The organism is Sphingomonas sp. PR090111-T3T-6A, assembly GCF_000383095.1.
Lineage (GTDB): Bacteria > Pseudomonadota > Alphaproteobacteria > Sphingomonadales > Sphingomonadaceae > Solisphingomonas.
Genome location: NZ_AORL01000022.1, coordinates 198599 through 213015 on the forward strand (window position 1 = coordinate 198599; position 14417 = coordinate 213015).

A 14417-nucleotide genomic window follows, 5' to 3' on the forward strand; every position below is an offset into this window, starting at 1 on the left:
GGCTTGTCTTTCGGGATTGGGGCCGATCGAACCGCATTTACGCCCGAAATCGCCGCCAATTCATCGGCCGCCTTCACATTGACCATGCGAATATGCTGATATAGCGATGAATGCCCTATTTCATCGCCATCATTCCCAACTATCACCATCGAAATGCGATACAATAGTTCTGATACTGCTCGCAATAAATCAAACCTGACAGAATAATCCTCTTATCCAGTCGAAGATGGTCTCGTTTCGTCCATCCGCAGGGAGTAGAATTGTGAAGAGCGAGATCAATTGGCGTTTCCCGGCCCGCAATGCCGCCCTTCGCACGGTCGTCGGCGAGAAAATCGGGGACGTCATTCGCGTCCGGGCGCATCGCGGATGCGCACTGCACGGACCCTATCTCGATCTTCCCGCAGGGCGCTGCACCGTGCGCGTGCTGCTGCGCGGGCCGAGTCATGGCCGGGTGCGGATGGATCTGACCACAGCCGACGGCAAGCGGACGCTCGCGTCCGAAGCCTTCCACCTGCTCAACTGGAGCAGGAAGACGATCGAGATGTCCGTCGACATCCCCGCCGTCACCGGATTCGAGGTTCGCCTCTTCTGCCGGCTGGGCGTGTCGCTCGAAATCGAGGGGGTCGAGATCGACCATGCCTTCGAGACACTGGAGACCCTGACGCCGGATCGCACGGTCGGCTTCGAGAGCAGCAAGACCTATGGGGACAAGATAGCGAGCGGCTTCTTCGACCGTTACCTCTCCGGCCCGCGGATCATGGAGGTCGGCTACAAGGGCTATGACGGCGGCACGGTGCCCATCGTGCCGCAGGCGATCGGCGTGGACGTCGATTATCCGGGCTATGACGGATCGAGCTTCCCCTTCGCCGACGAGAGCTTCGACGGCATCTACAGCAGCCATTGTTTCGAGCATATCGGCCCGTGGAAGGAAGTGCTGCGCGACTGGTATCGCCTGCTGCGCTATGGTGGCCACCTCGTCATCGTCGTGCCGCACCAGTTCCTCTTCGAGAGGAAGCGGCACCTGCCGTCCTATTTCAATCCGGACCACAAGCGATACTACACCTCCAAGGGCTTGCTGGCCGAAATCGAGGAGGCGTTCGAGGAGAACTCCTATCGCGTCCGCCATCTGGTGGAGAATGACAAGGATTTCGACTATTGGCCCGCGCCGAGCGAGGGATCGTCGGGCTGCTACGAGATCGAGCTGGTGATCGAGAAGATCCGCCCGCCCTATTGGCATCCGGACGACGGCTCGGTGCGGGCCTATCCGGTGCATGAGTTTCGCACATCGCTCGACAGGGCGACTCCCTGGTCGGTCGATCTCGACCTGTCGGACAAGAATCGCTGCTTGTTCTGGGGCCCCTATGTCGGTCTGCGCCCGTCCGACTATGTCGCCGAATTTCACTTCGACGGCGACATCACCGAGGAAGGCATCGGCGATTTCCACCTCGTGCTCGACGTGGCCCGGTCAGGCGAACGCGTCGCCTTCCGCGAGCTGCGCGGTGACGGACTCAGGCAAGCCTTGCAACAGGGCAAGGTGAGCCTCGAATTCAGCAATGACGAGGCCGGTGGCATCCACGAGTTCCGCGTGTTCAACGGGAATGTGACGACCGGCCCGAAGCTCGCCTTCAACGGCGTCCTTCTGGACTATAAGAGGCCGGAGCGGACGGCCGCCTGAGCAGGGACGCTGCCAAGCGCCTTCTGCCCGAGGAAGGCGCCTGGTCCGCTCCCTGCGGTTTGAAGATGGTGGGAGCGGAGCCGCGATTCGCGATCCTCCGCACCGTGCGCAGAAAAATCCGGGTGGGCGGGAGCGATCCAAACGCCCGTTCCATTGAAGGAACGAAGTGCCCCGATGGGGGGATTGATCCAGCTCTGTCTGTAAGATGGTGCGGTCGAGAAGACTCGAACTTCCACGGCCTTTCGGCCACAGCGACCTCAACGCTGCGCGTCTACCAATTCCGCCACGACCGCACGTCGTCTTGCCCGCCAGAAGGACCCGGCGGCCGGTAGGCGGGTGCCTCTAGCAGGGGCTTTCGGACCACGCAATGCACTTTGTTGCGCTTTTTTTCAGTGGTCGCTCGTGCCCGCGAAGCTGAGGTTCAACGCCTTCGATCCGCGCGGCACGTCCACCTCGGCGCTGTCGAAGTCGGCCGAGCCCTTGGGGGCGAGCGCGCGCACCGGTGCGTTGATCGTCCAGCCGTAGACGACGCGCCCCTGCCCGTCGCGGAGTTCGGCCCGGATGTCGGGCACCGGCTGTCGCACGTCGGTGGGGTTCACGATCCGGCCTGACACGGCGAACAGCTCGTTGCCGGTCGCCAGCGTCCGCCGCTCGGGCTTGCGCACCACCTGAAGCATCAGCGGGCTTTCCGCTGCCTTGCCCGTCAGGCCGGCGAACAGGCGCGGGCCGGCCCAGGCCACCGCCACGGCGGCCGCAACCAGCACCACCGCGATCGCCACGGCGAGGATGGTCATCCGGCGCGCCGGATTGCGGCGCGGGCGGAAGGGCGGCTCGGGCGCATAGGGATCGGCCATCTCGTCCGCCGGCTGGCGGACATGGGCGAACGCCTCGGGCGGTGGAGGCGCCGTCTCGATCCCCGTCGGCGGCGCGGTCATGGCGCGCGCCGGCTCGGGCGGGGGCATCGGAATCTCGCCCTGCACCGGTTCCGATGCCCGGGGCGGCGGAGGCGGCGCGGCCTCGATGGGCGTCGGTTCCTGGAACCAGCTGTGACGACACGAAGCGCAGCGCACCTGGCGCCCGTTCACGCCGACCGCGCTGTCGGGCACCAGATAGCGGGTGCCGCACGCCGGGCAGGTCAAGATCATGCCTTTGTCGTCCGGCCTTTCTCACGCCGTATCAGAGGATCGCACCGGTCTAGGACGCAAGGCCGCCAACTGGCAAGCACCCCCGCGCTTGCTCCGGCCATCGGCCTTGTGCGAAAGCGGCCCGAGTGCTCACCGGTGAAAGGCGTGAAGGCGAACGAATGGCCGGCATCGTGCAGTTCGAGAATGTCGGTCTGCGATACGGCACCGGCGCCGAGACGCTGTCGGACCTGAGCTTCAGCCTCGCGCAGGGCGGGTTCTATTTCCTCACCGGCCCATCCGGCGCGGGCAAGACCTCGCTGCTCAAGATGCTCTATCTGGCGCAGCGGCCGTCACGGGGCAGCATCCGGCTGTTCGGCGAGGATGTGGTGCAGCTCCGTCGCACGCGCCTGCCGGGCTTCCGCCGCCGCATCGGCATGGTGTTCCAGGATTTCCGCCTGATCCCGCACCTCTCCGCCTTCGACAACATCGCGCTGCCGCTCCGCATCGCGGGCGTCGACGAGCGCGACCTCGTGACGCCGGTGCGCGAGATGCTGGCGTGGGTGGGCCTCGCCGACCGCGCGTCGGCCCGTCCGCCGACGCTCTCGGGCGGCGAGCAGCAGCGCGTCGCGATCGCGCGCGCGGTGATCGGCCGGCCGGAGATGCTGGTCGCCGACGAGCCCACCGGCAACGTCGATCCCGAGATGGCGGCGCGCCTGCTCCATCTGTTCGATGCGCTCAACACGCTCGGCACGACGATCATCGTCGCCACCCACGACATCCATCTGCTGAGCCGCGTGCCGAGCGCCAATGTGATGCGGCTCGATCGCGGCCAGTTGCAGGACCCGACCGGCGCCTTGCGCTATCCTCCGCGCCCCGATTTCGGACAGGAGGCGCGGCCATGATGATGTTCGGCGCCTCCAAGGCCGATCGCCGCCTTCTGCCCGAGGGGCGGCTCGCCGGGCCGATGCCGTGGGTGATCGCGATCATGATGTTCCTGACCGCGCTGGCCGCGGCGGGCGGCCTCGCGATGGAATCGGCGGCGTCCGGGCTGGGCGCCGATCTCGGCCGTCAGGTGACGGTGCAGATCGTCCTCGCCGACCCGGCGAAGCGCGATCAGGAGGCGGATGCCGCCCAGCGCCTCCTCGCCCGGCAGCAGGGCGTCACCGGCGTGCGCCGCATCGGCAACGACGAGATGCAGGCGCTGCTCCGTCCCTGGCTCGGCGATGCGGGGCTGGAGCGCGACCTGCCTCTGCCCGCGATGATCGACGTCTCGCTGTCGCGGGCGGGACGCGACCGGCTGGAGGCGATCACGAATGCCGTCCGCGCCGCCGCACCCCATGCGCGGCTCGACGATCATGCGAGCTGGCTGGCGCCTCTGGTGTCCCTGATCCGGGCGCTCGGGCTGCTCGCCGGCGGCATCGTCGCGCTGATGGTGGGGGCGACCGCCGCCGCCGTGGTGCTCGCCGCGCGCACCGCGCTCAACACGCACCGCCAGACGATCGACGTGATGCATCTGATGGGCGCGACCGACGTACAGATCGCTCGCCTCTTCCAGCGCCGCATCGCGCTCGATGCCCTGTTCGGCGGGGTGCTGGGCCTCGTCGGCGCGGTCGGCGTGATCCTGCTGCTCGGGCGGAAGCTCAGCGAAATCGGCTCGGGGCTGGTCGGTTCTATCGCCCTTCCGTGGACGGCGTGGATCGTGTTGCTCGCGCTGCCGCTCTTCGCCGGCATTCTGGCGTTGACCGTGGCGCGCATCACCGTGCAGCGCGCTCTGGGGCGGACGCTGTGATCCTGCGCATCTTCTCTTTCCTCGTGATGCTGTGGGCGCTCGGCTTCGCGCTGTTCGCGCTCACCCTTCCCCGCCCGGCCGACGGCCGCCAGACCGATGCCATCGTCGTGCTGACCGGCGGCAAGGGCCGGCTGGAACGGGGCATCGCGCTTCTCGCGCAGCACAAGGCGCAGCGGCTGTTCGTGTCGGGCACCCAGCGCACGGTGCGCAAGAAGGAGCTGGCCCTGCGCACCCACATGCCGGAGGCGCTGTTCGACTGCTGCGTCGATCTCGGCCGGGAATCGGTGGACACCCGCTCCAATGCGGTCGAGACGGCGAAGTGGCTGCGCGAGCATCATTATGCCAGCGTCCGGCTCATCACCACCGACTGGCACATGCCGCGCGCCCACGCGGACCTTGCACGCGAACTCGGGAAGGATCACATCAGCATCCTTCCAGACCCGGTGCGCAGCGAGCCCGGTTTCGCCACGCTGTTCACCGAGTATCACAAATATATCCTACGCCGCCTCGCAGCTCCCTTCGGCTACTGACGCTCGAGACCTATGACCGCGATCCGCTCGGTACTGTTCTATCTCCTGTCCTATGTGACGACCGCCGTGATGGTGCTGGTCGGCATTCCGGTCGCGCTGGCGAGCCGGCGGGCGCTGGCGCTGTATGCGCGGGCATGGGCGCGCATCCTCGCCGCCTATGCGCGAACTGTGCTGGGCGTACGGCTGAAGCTCGAAGGGACGATGCCCGAAGGACCGGTGCTCTACGCAGCCAAGCATGAGTCAGCCTACGAGACTCTGCTCCTCCTCGCGCTGATCGAGGACCCGGTGATCGTGCTCAAGCGCGAGATCGCCGACGTGCCGCTGTTCGGCAAGCTGACGCGCCGGCACGGCGTCATCCCCGTCGACCGCTCGGCCTCATCGGCAGCGCTGCGCGCCATGCTCACCGCCGCCGACGAGGCCAAGGCGCAGAATCGCCCCGTGCTGATCTTCCCCGAGGGCACCCGCGTGCCGCGCGGGCAGCGCCCGAAGCTCCAGGCGGGCTTTGCGGGGCTTTACGGGCGGCTCGGGCTGCCGGTGGTGCCGGTCGCGACCGACGCCGGGCTGGCGTGGCCGCGCGGCTTCCTCAAGCGCCCCGGCACCGTCCGCATCCGCTTCGGCGAGGTCATCCCTGCCGGTATGCCGCGCAAGGAGATCGAAGCCGAAGTCCACAGCGCGATCAACGCGCTGAACGACTGAGGCTTAGTGCTTGCGCCCGAAGTCGGGCGCGGGATCGTCCTGCCCCTGCTCGACGATCGAGCGGCGCACCGCGCGGGTGCGGGTGAACAGGTCGAACAGCTGGTCGCCATCCCCCCAGCGGATCGCGCGTTGGAGCATCGTCAGATCCTCGGTGAAGCGCTGGAGCATCTCCAGCACCGCTTCCTTGTTCGACAGGAACACGTCGCGCCACATCGTCGGGTCGGACGCCGCGATACGGGTGAAGTCGCGGAAGCCGCCGGCCGAGAACTTGATCACCTCACTCGACGTCACCTCCTCCATGTCGGAGGCGGTGCCGACGATCGTGTAGGCGATCAGGTGCGGCAGGTGGCTGGTGATGGCGAGCACGCGGTCATGGTGCGCGGCGTCCATCGTCTCGACCTCGGAGCCGAGCCGGTGCCAGAACTCGACCACGCGGGCGACCGCCGCCTCGTCCGCGCCCTCGGGCGGGGTGACGATGCACCAGCGCCCGCGGAACAGCGAGGCGAAGCCCGCGTCCGGGCCGCTATGCTCGGTGCCCGCGACGGGGTGCGCAGGGATCACCTGACGGCCCGGCAGCGCCGCCAGCAGCTCGGCCAGCACCGCTTCCTTGGACGAGCCCACATCCGACACCACCGCGTCGGCCGGCACGTCGGCGGCGATCTCGCGCCCGACCGCGCCGATCGAGCGCGGCGGCACGCAGAGGATGACGAGATCGGCATCCGTCACCGCAGCCCCCGCCGTGTCGGCCACGTCGTCGACCAGCCCCAGCGCGACGACACGCGCGCGCACCGCCGGATCGGCGTCATGGCCGGTGAGGCGGACGGTCGGCATTGTGTCGCGCACAGCGCGCACGATCGAGGAGCCGATCAGCCCCAGCCCGATCACCGAGACACGCGAGAAAGGCAGCATCAGCCCGCGACGATCTCTCGCAGCGCGGCCATCATGCCCTGCGTCTGCTCCTCGGTCCCGATCGAGATACGCAGGCCATGGCGCAGCCCCTGCCCCGGCAGCCAGCGCACGATATAGCCGCGCTCCATGAGGCCGGTATAGGCCTCCTCGGCACTCATCTTGCCCTCGAACAGCACGAGGACGAAGTTCGCCTTGGACGGCACGGCGCGCAGGCCCGCATTGCCGAGGCTCCCGATCTGCTCGACCAGCCAGCCGCGCCATGTCTCGTTGTGGACGCGGCTCGCCTCGACGAAATCCATCGCCTTCAGGCTCTGAATCGCGGCCTGCTGGCCGGCGGTCGAGACGTTGAAGGGCGCGCGGATCTTGTGCATCGCCTGAATGACCTCGGCCGGGCCATAGCCCCAGCCAATGCGCTCGGCAGCGAGGCCGAAGATCTTTGAGAAGGTGCGCGTGACGAGGACATTCGGCTCGTTGGTCGCGAGCTCGAAGGCGCCGTCGTCGTCCTCGGGCGAAAGATATTCGGTGTAGGCCTGATCGACCACGAACAAGCAGTCCTTGGGGAGCCCCGCGTGGAGGCGCAGCAGCTCGCTCTTGGGCAGATAGGTGCCGGTCGGGTTGTTCGGATTGGCGATGAAGACGACGCGCGTCTTCTCGGTCACGGCCGCGAGCAGCGAATCCACGTCGGTCGCGTAATCGACGTCGGGCGCCTCGACCGGGGTCGCGCCCACGCGCCGCGCCGCGATCGGATAGACCGAGAAGCCGTAGCGGACATAGAGCACCTCGTCGCCCGGCCCCGCAAAGGCGCCGCAGGCGAGATGGAGCACCTCGTCCGAACCCGTGCCATGGATCACCCGCGCCGGATCGACGCCATAATGCGCGCCGATCGCCTCGCGCAGCGCGGTCGCGCCGGCATCGGGATAGATGTTCAGCGTCGCCGCCGCGCTGGCGAAGGCCTCGCGGACGCTGGGCGCGGTGCCGAGCGGATTCTCGTTGGACGAGAGCTTGGCGGCCTTCACGCCGCTGTCGGTGGTGGAGCGGCCGGGCACATAAGGCGCGATCGCGTCGATCCAGGGTTTCGGCTTGAGCGTCGTCATGGGGTGCGGTGTAGCGGCGAAGCGGCGCGCTGCAAACGGCCGACCGGGATTTTTGAGGAACTGCTCCAAATCGGATCAAACCATCTCGATATGGGACGATGTATCGACTTTGGTCCACGCACAGCGCCCCCGATCTGCGGTAGCGAGGCGCCGAACCTGATGTAGCGCAAGGGCTTCCATGTTGCTCGGTGTACCGATGGTGACGATCCATCTTCTCTTCGCGGGCGCGTTCGCGGCCCTGATCGCGCAGGCCGCCTTCCGCCGCGATCCCGTCTGGATGCTCGCGCTGGCGCTGCCGCTCCTCTACTGCGCCGACCGGGCCGGCCTGCCGGAGACGCTCGTCGCATGGGGCTGCGCGCTCTTCGCCCTGGGAGCCGGCCTCTTCCTGATCGCCATGGTGGTGCGCTCGATCGGTTCGGGCGAAGTCGTGATGCTGCTCGCCGCGGCAGCGATGCTCGGGCTGGCGAGCGGCACGGCGGACGCGCGCTACATCGATCTCTCCCGCTCCTCCCTGCACAATCCGCCACTGCTCGGCGTGCAGATGGAATCCTGGCTTCGCGTCCTCACGCTGCGCTGAAGATTGACAAGCCTTCCCGGCCGCCCCTAGCGCGGTCGCCATGGAGCATGACGAGCGTTTCGGACCCGCGCGCAGCGTCACCCTGCCCGGGCCGCTGGCGCTCGACGGCGGGCAAAGCCTGTCCCCCGTCACCATCGCCTACGAGACCTATGGCCGGCTGAACGCGGACGGCAGCAACGCCATCCTGATCTGCCACGCGCTGACCGGCGACCATCATGTCGCCAGCGCCCACCCCCGCACCGGCAAGCCCGGCTGGTGGACGCGCATGGTGGGCGAAGGCAAGCCGATCGATCCCAAGCGCCACTTCATCATCTGCTCGAACGTGCTGGGCTCGTGCATGGGCTCGTCCGGTCCGGCGACCTGCGCTGCCGACGACACGCCTTATGCGATGCGTTTCCCGGTCATCACCATCCGCGACATGGTGCGTGCACAGGCGATGCTGATGGACCATCTCGGCGTCCGCGCGTTGACCACCGTCGGCGGATCGATGGGCGGGATGCAGGTGCTCGAATGGGCCGCGACCTATCCCGATCGCGTGAAGTCCGCCGTCATCATCGCATCGGCCGCGCGCCATTCGGCGCAGAACATCGCCTTCCACGAGGTAGGCCGCCAGGCGATCATGGCCGATCCGAAATGGCGCGGCGGCGATTATTACGAGGCGAACGACCCGCCCGCCGCCGGCCTCTCGGTGGCGCGGATGGCGGCGCACATCACCTATCTTTCCGAAGCCGGCCTCACCGAGAAATTCGGGCGGCGATTGCAGGCCCGTGACGCCAAGGGTTTCGGGTTCGATGCCGACTTCCAGGTCGAGAGCTATCTGCGCCATCAGGGGATCAGCTTCACCGATCGCTTCGACGCGAACTCCTATCTCTACATCACCCGCGCGATGGACTATTTCGACCTCGCCGAGGAGCATGGCGGCCGCCTTGCCGATGCCTTCCGGGGATCGAAGACGCGCTTCTGCCTCGTCTCCTTCGACACCGACTGGCTCTACCCCACCCGCGAATCGCGCAGCGTGGTCCACGCGCTGAACGCGGCGGGTGCTGCGGCGAGCTTCGTCGAGCTGTCCTCCCCCTTCGGCCATGACGCCTTCCTGCTTGAAGTGCCCGAGTTGTTCCGGGTGGTAGACGGTTTCCTCAAGGCGGGCGGGCTATGAGCTGGACCCTCTCCTTCGATCCGCGCGCGCTGGATCTCGACACGATCCACGGCTTCCTGACGACGAGCTACTGGTCGCCCGGCATCCCGCGCGAGACGGTGGCGCGCGCCATCGCAGGGTCGCTCTGCGTCGGCGCCTATCGCGCGGGGCGGCAGATCGGCTTCGCCCGCGTTGTGTCCGACCGCGCGACCTTTGCCTATCTCGCCGACGTGTTCGTGCTGGAGGAGGCGCAAGGGCAAGGTATCGGCCGCGCGATGGTACGCGCGCTGATGGAGCATCATGAGTTGCAGGGCCTGCGCCGCTGGTTCCTCGCCACGCTCGACGCGCATGGCGTCTATGAGGCGCTCGGCTGGCAGCCGGTCGCGCACCCCGAGCGGCTGCTCGAAATCACCGTCCCGGATATCTATCGCCGATGAACACCAGCGCTCTCCTCGGCCTGCGCCCGGACCTGCGGATCATCGCGGACAATGTCACGGCGGGCAGTCGCGCGCTCGACATCGGCTGTGGCGACGGCGCGCTGATGGCGGCGCTGCGTGACCATGCGGCCGTCGATGCGCGCGGGATCGAGATCGACGCCGTCAATGTCGCGAGCGCGGTCGGGCGCGGGCTCTCGGTGGTGCAGGGCGACGCCGACATCGACCTCGCCGACTATCCCTCCGACGCCTTCGACTATGCGATCCTGAGCCAGACGCTCCAAACGACCCGCGCGCCCGACAAGGTGCTCGACGAGTTGCTGCGGATCGGGCGCAAGGCGTTCGTGTCTTTCCCGAACTTCGCCTATTGGCGGGTGCGCGCGTCGCTGATGTGGGGTGGGCGGATGCCGGTGACGCGGACGCTGCCGGTGGCGTGGTATGCGACGCCCAACATCCACCACCTAACCATCGACGATTTCCGCGCCTTCCTGAAGGAGCGCGACATCGTCACCGAGGGGGCGTGGTTCCTGAACGGCGACAAGCTCACCAGCGCGGCGGCGGCCAATTTTCGCGCCGAGCACGCGGTGTTCCTGATCCGGCGGGGATAGGCTCCCCGCCGGACCGGACGTTCATTCCCCGATCGCCGCCTTGCGCTGGCCGCTCCAGAGAACGGCCTGACACACGATCGGATGCTCGCCGTTGAAGCTGATCGAGGGCGAGCCATAGAGCGTATAGCCCATGGCCAGCGCCTCCGAGACGCGGCGGCAGAAGGCGTCATCGTCCTTGCCGGTCAGCAGGCGATAGACGAGCTTGCCCTCGGGCGGCATGGTCATGTCCTCAGCCACGAAGCGTCGCTCCCTGCTTGGCGGCCGCCGCGACGATCTTGTCGGCGATGGCCTTCAAGGCCGCTTCGTCGAAGCTCTTGTCGGCCGGCTGCAACACCACCTCGAGGCCGAGCGACTTCTGCCCCTCGGGCACGCCCTGTCCGGTGAACACGTCGAACAGCGAGACTTCGACGATCGCCTGCTTGTCCGCGCCCTGGATGGCGCGGATCAGCTTGTCGGCCTGAAGATCGGCCGCGACGAGGAAGGCGAAGTCGCGACGCACCGCCTGCAATGCCGACGGCGCATAGGCAGGCCGCGTGCGGCCGGTGTCGCGCTTGGCCGGGATCGCATCGAGATAGATCTCGGCGGCGACCACAGGCCCTTCGACATCGAGCGCGCGCAGCGTCTCCGGGTGAAGCTCGCCGAAGGTCGCGAGGATCATCTTCGGGCCGAGACCGAGCTGGCCCGAGCGACCCGGATGCCACGTCTCACCACCCGGACCGATGAGCTGGAGCCGCTCGACAGGAGCCCCTGCCGCCGCGAGGACGGCGAGCGCCTCCGCCTTGGCGTCGAAGGCATCGGCGGCGTGCGCCTTGCCCGTCTGCCAATCGCGGCCCTGCGATTCACCCGCGATCAGCACGGTGAGCGTCTGCCGCTCGGCATCCGCCAGATAGCGGCGGCCGAGTTCGAACAGCTTGACCGAGCGCTCGCCCCGATCGCGGTTGCGCTGGGCGGCGCGCGCGAGGCCGGGGATCAGCGACGGGCGCATCACCTTCAGATCCTCGCTGATCGGGTTGGAGAGCGTCCAGTGCCCGCCACCGAACACGGCGGCCTCCTTCTCGGAGAGGAAGCTCCACGTCACCGCTTCCGCGAAACCGCGCGCAGCGGCCGCACGGCGCGCCTTGCGCTCGATGCGCTGCTCGGGCGTGGCGGTCGGCTTGGCGACGCCCTCGGCGCGGGGGAGCGGCGTCGAGGGGAGCTTGTCGAGCCCCTCGATGCGGATCACCTCCTCGACCAGATCGGCCGGGCCGTCGACGTCGCGGCGCCATGTCGGCACCGTCACCGGCCACGCACCCTCGATGGTCGAGAACAGCGCGTCGCTGAACGCATCGGGACTCGTGATCGCGCCGACCGAGAAGCCGAGCGAGAGCAGGATGCGCGCCTGCCGCTCGGGCGCGACGAACATGCCGCCGAGATCAGCGCAGAGGCGCGGATGGTAGGCTATGACACGCTTCGCCAGCGGCGGTTCGCCAGCGCGCGTGATGGCGCTGGCCGTGCCGCCGCAATGGTCGAGCACCAGCTTGGTCGCGATGGCGAGGCCGTCGTCGAGGAAGGCCGGATCGACACCGCGCTCGAAACGCTGGCGCGCGTCGCTGGTGAGCACCAGCTTCTGGCCGGTCAGCGCGATATGGTCGGGATCGAAGTAGGCGCACTCGATCAGTACGTCGGTGGTCGTCTCCGACACGCCCGAATGCTCGCCACCCATGATGCCGCCGATGTCGTGCACCGCCGCGTCATCGGCGATCACCGTCATCGTGGCGTCGAGCGTATAGGTCTTGCCGTTGAGCGCCTCGACCTGCTCGCCGTCCTTCGCCTTGCGCGCGACCAGAGCACCCGAGAGCTTGGCCCGGTCATAGACGTGGAGCGGGCGGCCGAGATCGATCGACACGAAGTTGGTGATATCCACCAGCATCGAGATCGGCTTCTGCCCGATCGCCTTGAGCTTGGCACTCATCCACTCGGGCGAGTCACCGTTGGTGACGCCCGACACGCTCTGCGCGAAGAAGGCGGGGCAACCGGCGGTGTCGTCGGTCCGCACGTCCGGCGCGGGGTCGTCGCCCGCGACTGGCATGAGCGATTCCATGCGGTAGACGTCCGCCAGCGGCTTCAGCGTGCCGAGACCCGCCGCCGCGAGGTCGCGCGCGATGCCGCGCACTCCCATGCAGTCCTGCCGGTTGGGCGTGATCGCCACGTCGAAGAGCGGATCGTCGAGGCCCGCCCACTCGGCATAGCTCTCGCCCACCGGCGCATCCTCGGGCAGCTCGACGATGCCGTTATGATCCTCGCCCAGCAGCAGCTCGCGGAACGAGCACATCATGCCGTTCGATTCGACGCCGCGGATCGAGGTGAGCTTGAGCGTCATCTCCGGGCCGGGCACATACATCCCCGGACCACCGAAGATGCCGACGAGGCCCGCGCGCGCGTTCGGCGCGCCGCAGACGACCTGCAACGGCCCCTCGCCCGCATCGACCGACAGCACCTGGAGCTTGTCGGCCTGCGGATGTGGGGCGGCGGTCAGCACTCGCGCGATGCGGAACGGGCGCAGCACATCGGCGGGGTTGGAGATATCCTCCACCTCCAGACCGATGCGGGTCAGCGCGTCGGCCACCTGCGTGGCGTCGGCGGTGGTGTCGAGATGCTCCTTGAGCCAGCTCAGCGTGAACTTCATGCGCCCACTCCCTGCGCGAGCGTGGGCACATCCAGCGCCGCGAAACCATAATGACGAAGCCAGCGCAGATCGCCGTCGAAGAAGGCGCGCAGGTCGTCGATGCCATATTTGAGCATCGCCAGACGATCGATGCCGCAGCCGAAGGCGAAGCCCTGCCACTCGTTCGGATCGAGATCGCAGGCCTCGATCACCTTGCGGTGGACCATGCCGGAGCCGAGGATCTCCATCCAGCCGTCGGGCTCAGCGCCGCCGATGATGCGGCGGCCCGACTTGTCGCGCGTATAGCCGACATCGACCTCCATCGACGGCTCGGTGAAGGGGAAATAGCTCGGGCGCAGGCGCAGCACGATGTCGTCGCGCTCGAAGAAGGCTTTGACGAACGTCTCAAGCGTCCACTTGAGATGGCCCATCGTGATGCCGCGATCGATCACGAGGCCCTCGACCTGATGGAACATCGGCGTGTGGGTGGCGTCGCTGTCGGAGCGATAGGTCCGGCCCGGCGCGATGATGCGGATCGGGGGCTTCTGCCCCACCATGGTGCGGATCTGCACCGGCGAGGTGTGCGTGCGGAGCAGCATCTTGCGGCCCTCACCGTCCACTTCATCGAAGTAGAAGGTGTCGTGCATCGCGCGCGCCGGATGCGTCTCCGGAATGTTGAGCGCGGTGAAGTTGTGCCAGTCGTCCTCGATCTCCGGGCCGGTCGCGACCGCGAAGCCCAAGTCGGCGAAGATCTCCGCCAGCTCTTCCATCACCTGCGACACCGGGTGGACCGAGCCGGTCGCAAGCCCGCCGATCGGCAGCGACATGTCCAGCGTCTCGGAGGCGAGGCGCGCGTCCAGCGCCTCGCGGTCGAGCGCGCCCTTGCGCGTCGCCAGTGCCTCGGTGACGGCTTCGCGCAGGCTGTGGATGCGGGGGCCGGTCGTCTGCCGCTCTTCGGGCGACAGCGCGCCGAGCGTCTTGAGGAGGCCGGTCACGGTCCCCTGCTTGCCGAGGGCGGTGACGCGCACGGCTTCGAGCGCGGCCAGATCGGCGGCGCCTTCCACGGCAGCCAGAAGCTCGCTCTGGAGCTGGTCGATGTCGGTGGTCATGTCGATCCGCATGATAGGAGAGGTGGCCGAGCCCTTAGGACAGACGAGGCCCAAAAAGCAAAGGGCGCGGCAGCCATATGGCCACCGCGCCCT

At 67.8% G+C, this 14417-nt stretch carries 15 protein-coding genes and 1 tRNA gene; 9 read left to right on the forward strand and 7 right to left on the reverse strand.

All coding sequences use genetic code 11. The annotated features are described in order from the left end of the window. Positions 1 to 262 precede the first annotated feature (262 nt). Positions 263 to 1675: a class I SAM-dependent methyltransferase gene (locus ST3T6A_RS20970; protein WP_026359813.1), complete on the forward strand. Its 1413-nt coding sequence runs from the start codon at positions 263 to 265 to the stop codon at positions 1673 to 1675. A 206-nt stretch (positions 1676 to 1881) separates the two neighbouring features. On the opposite strand, the gene ST3T6A_RS0116770 is transcribed toward ST3T6A_RS20970, so the two are convergent. Then, positions 1882 to 1968 (reverse strand) — tRNA-Leu (locus ST3T6A_RS0116770). A 96-nt stretch (positions 1969 to 2064) separates the two neighbouring features. Continuing rightward, positions 2065 to 2820, reverse strand: a complete 756-nt coding sequence (locus tag ST3T6A_RS0116775) for an MJ0042-type zinc finger domain-containing protein (protein WP_019834113.1) — start codon at positions 2818 to 2820, stop codon at positions 2065 to 2067. A gap of 158 nt (positions 2821 to 2978) precedes the next feature. Between ST3T6A_RS0116775 and ftsE the strand changes: the two genes are divergently transcribed. The 4 genes from ftsE to ST3T6A_RS0116795 are packed head-to-tail and all read left to right on the forward strand — an operon-like array spanning position 2979 to position 5814. Continuing rightward, on the forward strand, positions 2979 to 3701 hold the full coding sequence (gene ftsE / locus ST3T6A_RS0116780; protein WP_019834114.1) for a cell division ATP-binding protein FtsE: 723 nt from the start codon (positions 2979 to 2981) through the stop codon (positions 3699 to 3701). Continuing rightward, positions 3698 to 4588, forward strand: a complete 891-nt coding sequence (locus ST3T6A_RS0116785) for a cell division protein FtsX (RefSeq protein ID WP_019834115.1) — start codon at positions 3698 to 3700, stop codon at positions 4586 to 4588. The genes ftsE and ST3T6A_RS0116785 overlap by 4 nt, the downstream gene beginning before the upstream one ends. Beyond that, complete coding sequence (locus ST3T6A_RS0116790) at positions 4585 to 5118, forward strand: YdcF family protein (protein ID WP_019834116.1); 534 nt, start codon at positions 4585 to 4587, stop codon at positions 5116 to 5118. Before ST3T6A_RS0116785 ends, ST3T6A_RS0116790 begins: the two co-directional genes overlap by 4 nt. Before the next feature lie 12 nt (positions 5119 to 5130). After that, a complete protein-coding gene (locus ST3T6A_RS0116795; protein ID WP_019834117.1) occupies positions 5131 to 5814 on the forward strand; it encodes a lysophospholipid acyltransferase family protein in 684 nt (227 codons plus the stop codon). 3 nt (positions 5815 to 5817) lie between these two features. On the opposite strand, the gene ST3T6A_RS0116800 is transcribed toward ST3T6A_RS0116795, so the two are convergent. Beyond that, a complete protein-coding gene (locus ST3T6A_RS0116800; RefSeq protein WP_019834118.1) occupies positions 5818 to 6723 on the reverse strand; it encodes a prephenate/arogenate dehydrogenase family protein in 906 nt (301 codons plus the stop codon). Further along, entirely contained in the window at positions 6723 to 7817 is a 1095-nt protein-coding gene (hisC, locus tag ST3T6A_RS0116805; RefSeq protein WP_019834119.1) for a histidinol-phosphate transaminase, read from the reverse strand. The genes ST3T6A_RS0116800 and hisC overlap by 1 nt, the downstream gene beginning before the upstream one ends. Before the next feature lie 178 nt (positions 7818 to 7995). Between hisC and ST3T6A_RS0116810 the strand changes: the two genes are divergently transcribed. Genes ST3T6A_RS0116810 through metW form a run of 4 tightly spaced genes read left to right on the forward strand, consistent with a single transcriptional unit; the run spans position 7996 to position 10571 of the window. Further along, positions 7996 to 8394 carry a hypothetical protein gene (locus ST3T6A_RS0116810; protein WP_157602952.1) on the forward strand — a complete coding sequence of 133 codons (399 nt, stop codon included), beginning with the start codon at positions 7996 to 7998 and terminating at the stop codon, positions 8392 to 8394. A 40-nt stretch (positions 8395 to 8434) separates the two neighbouring features. Continuing rightward, positions 8435 to 9550 (forward strand): homoserine O-acetyltransferase MetX, encoded by a 1116-nt coding sequence (gene metX, locus ST3T6A_RS0116815; protein WP_019834121.1) that lies wholly within the window; start codon positions 8435 to 8437, stop codon positions 9548 to 9550. Further along, positions 9547 to 9966 carry a GNAT family N-acetyltransferase gene (locus tag ST3T6A_RS0116820; RefSeq protein ID WP_019834122.1) on the forward strand — a complete coding sequence of 140 codons (420 nt, stop codon included), beginning with the start codon at positions 9547 to 9549 and terminating at the stop codon, positions 9964 to 9966. The genes metX and ST3T6A_RS0116820 overlap by 4 nt, the downstream gene beginning before the upstream one ends. Beyond that, positions 9963 to 10571 (forward strand): methionine biosynthesis protein MetW, encoded by a 609-nt coding sequence (metW, locus tag ST3T6A_RS0116825; RefSeq protein WP_019834123.1) that lies wholly within the window; start codon positions 9963 to 9965, stop codon positions 10569 to 10571. Before ST3T6A_RS0116820 ends, metW begins: the two co-directional genes overlap by 4 nt. A gap of 21 nt (positions 10572 to 10592) precedes the next feature. Here metW and ST3T6A_RS0116830 read toward each other — a convergent pair whose 3' ends face one another. From ST3T6A_RS0116830 to pheS, 3 genes are read right to left on the reverse strand one after another with little or no spacing between them, the layout of a single operon-like run. Further along, positions 10593 to 10808, reverse strand: a complete 216-nt coding sequence (locus tag ST3T6A_RS0116830) for a DUF1737 domain-containing protein (RefSeq protein WP_019834124.1) — start codon at positions 10806 to 10808, stop codon at positions 10593 to 10595. Beyond that, positions 10801 to 13236: a phenylalanine--tRNA ligase subunit beta gene (pheT, locus tag ST3T6A_RS0116835; RefSeq protein WP_019834125.1), complete on the reverse strand. Its 2436-nt coding sequence runs from the start codon at positions 13234 to 13236 to the stop codon at positions 10801 to 10803. Before pheT ends, ST3T6A_RS0116830 begins: the two co-directional genes overlap by 8 nt. Beyond that, a complete protein-coding gene (gene pheS / locus ST3T6A_RS0116840) occupies positions 13233 to 14324 on the reverse strand; it encodes a phenylalanine--tRNA ligase subunit alpha (RefSeq protein WP_026359815.1) in 1092 nt (363 codons plus the stop codon). The genes pheT and pheS overlap by 4 nt, the downstream gene beginning before the upstream one ends. Positions 14325 to 14417 lie beyond the last annotated feature (93 nt).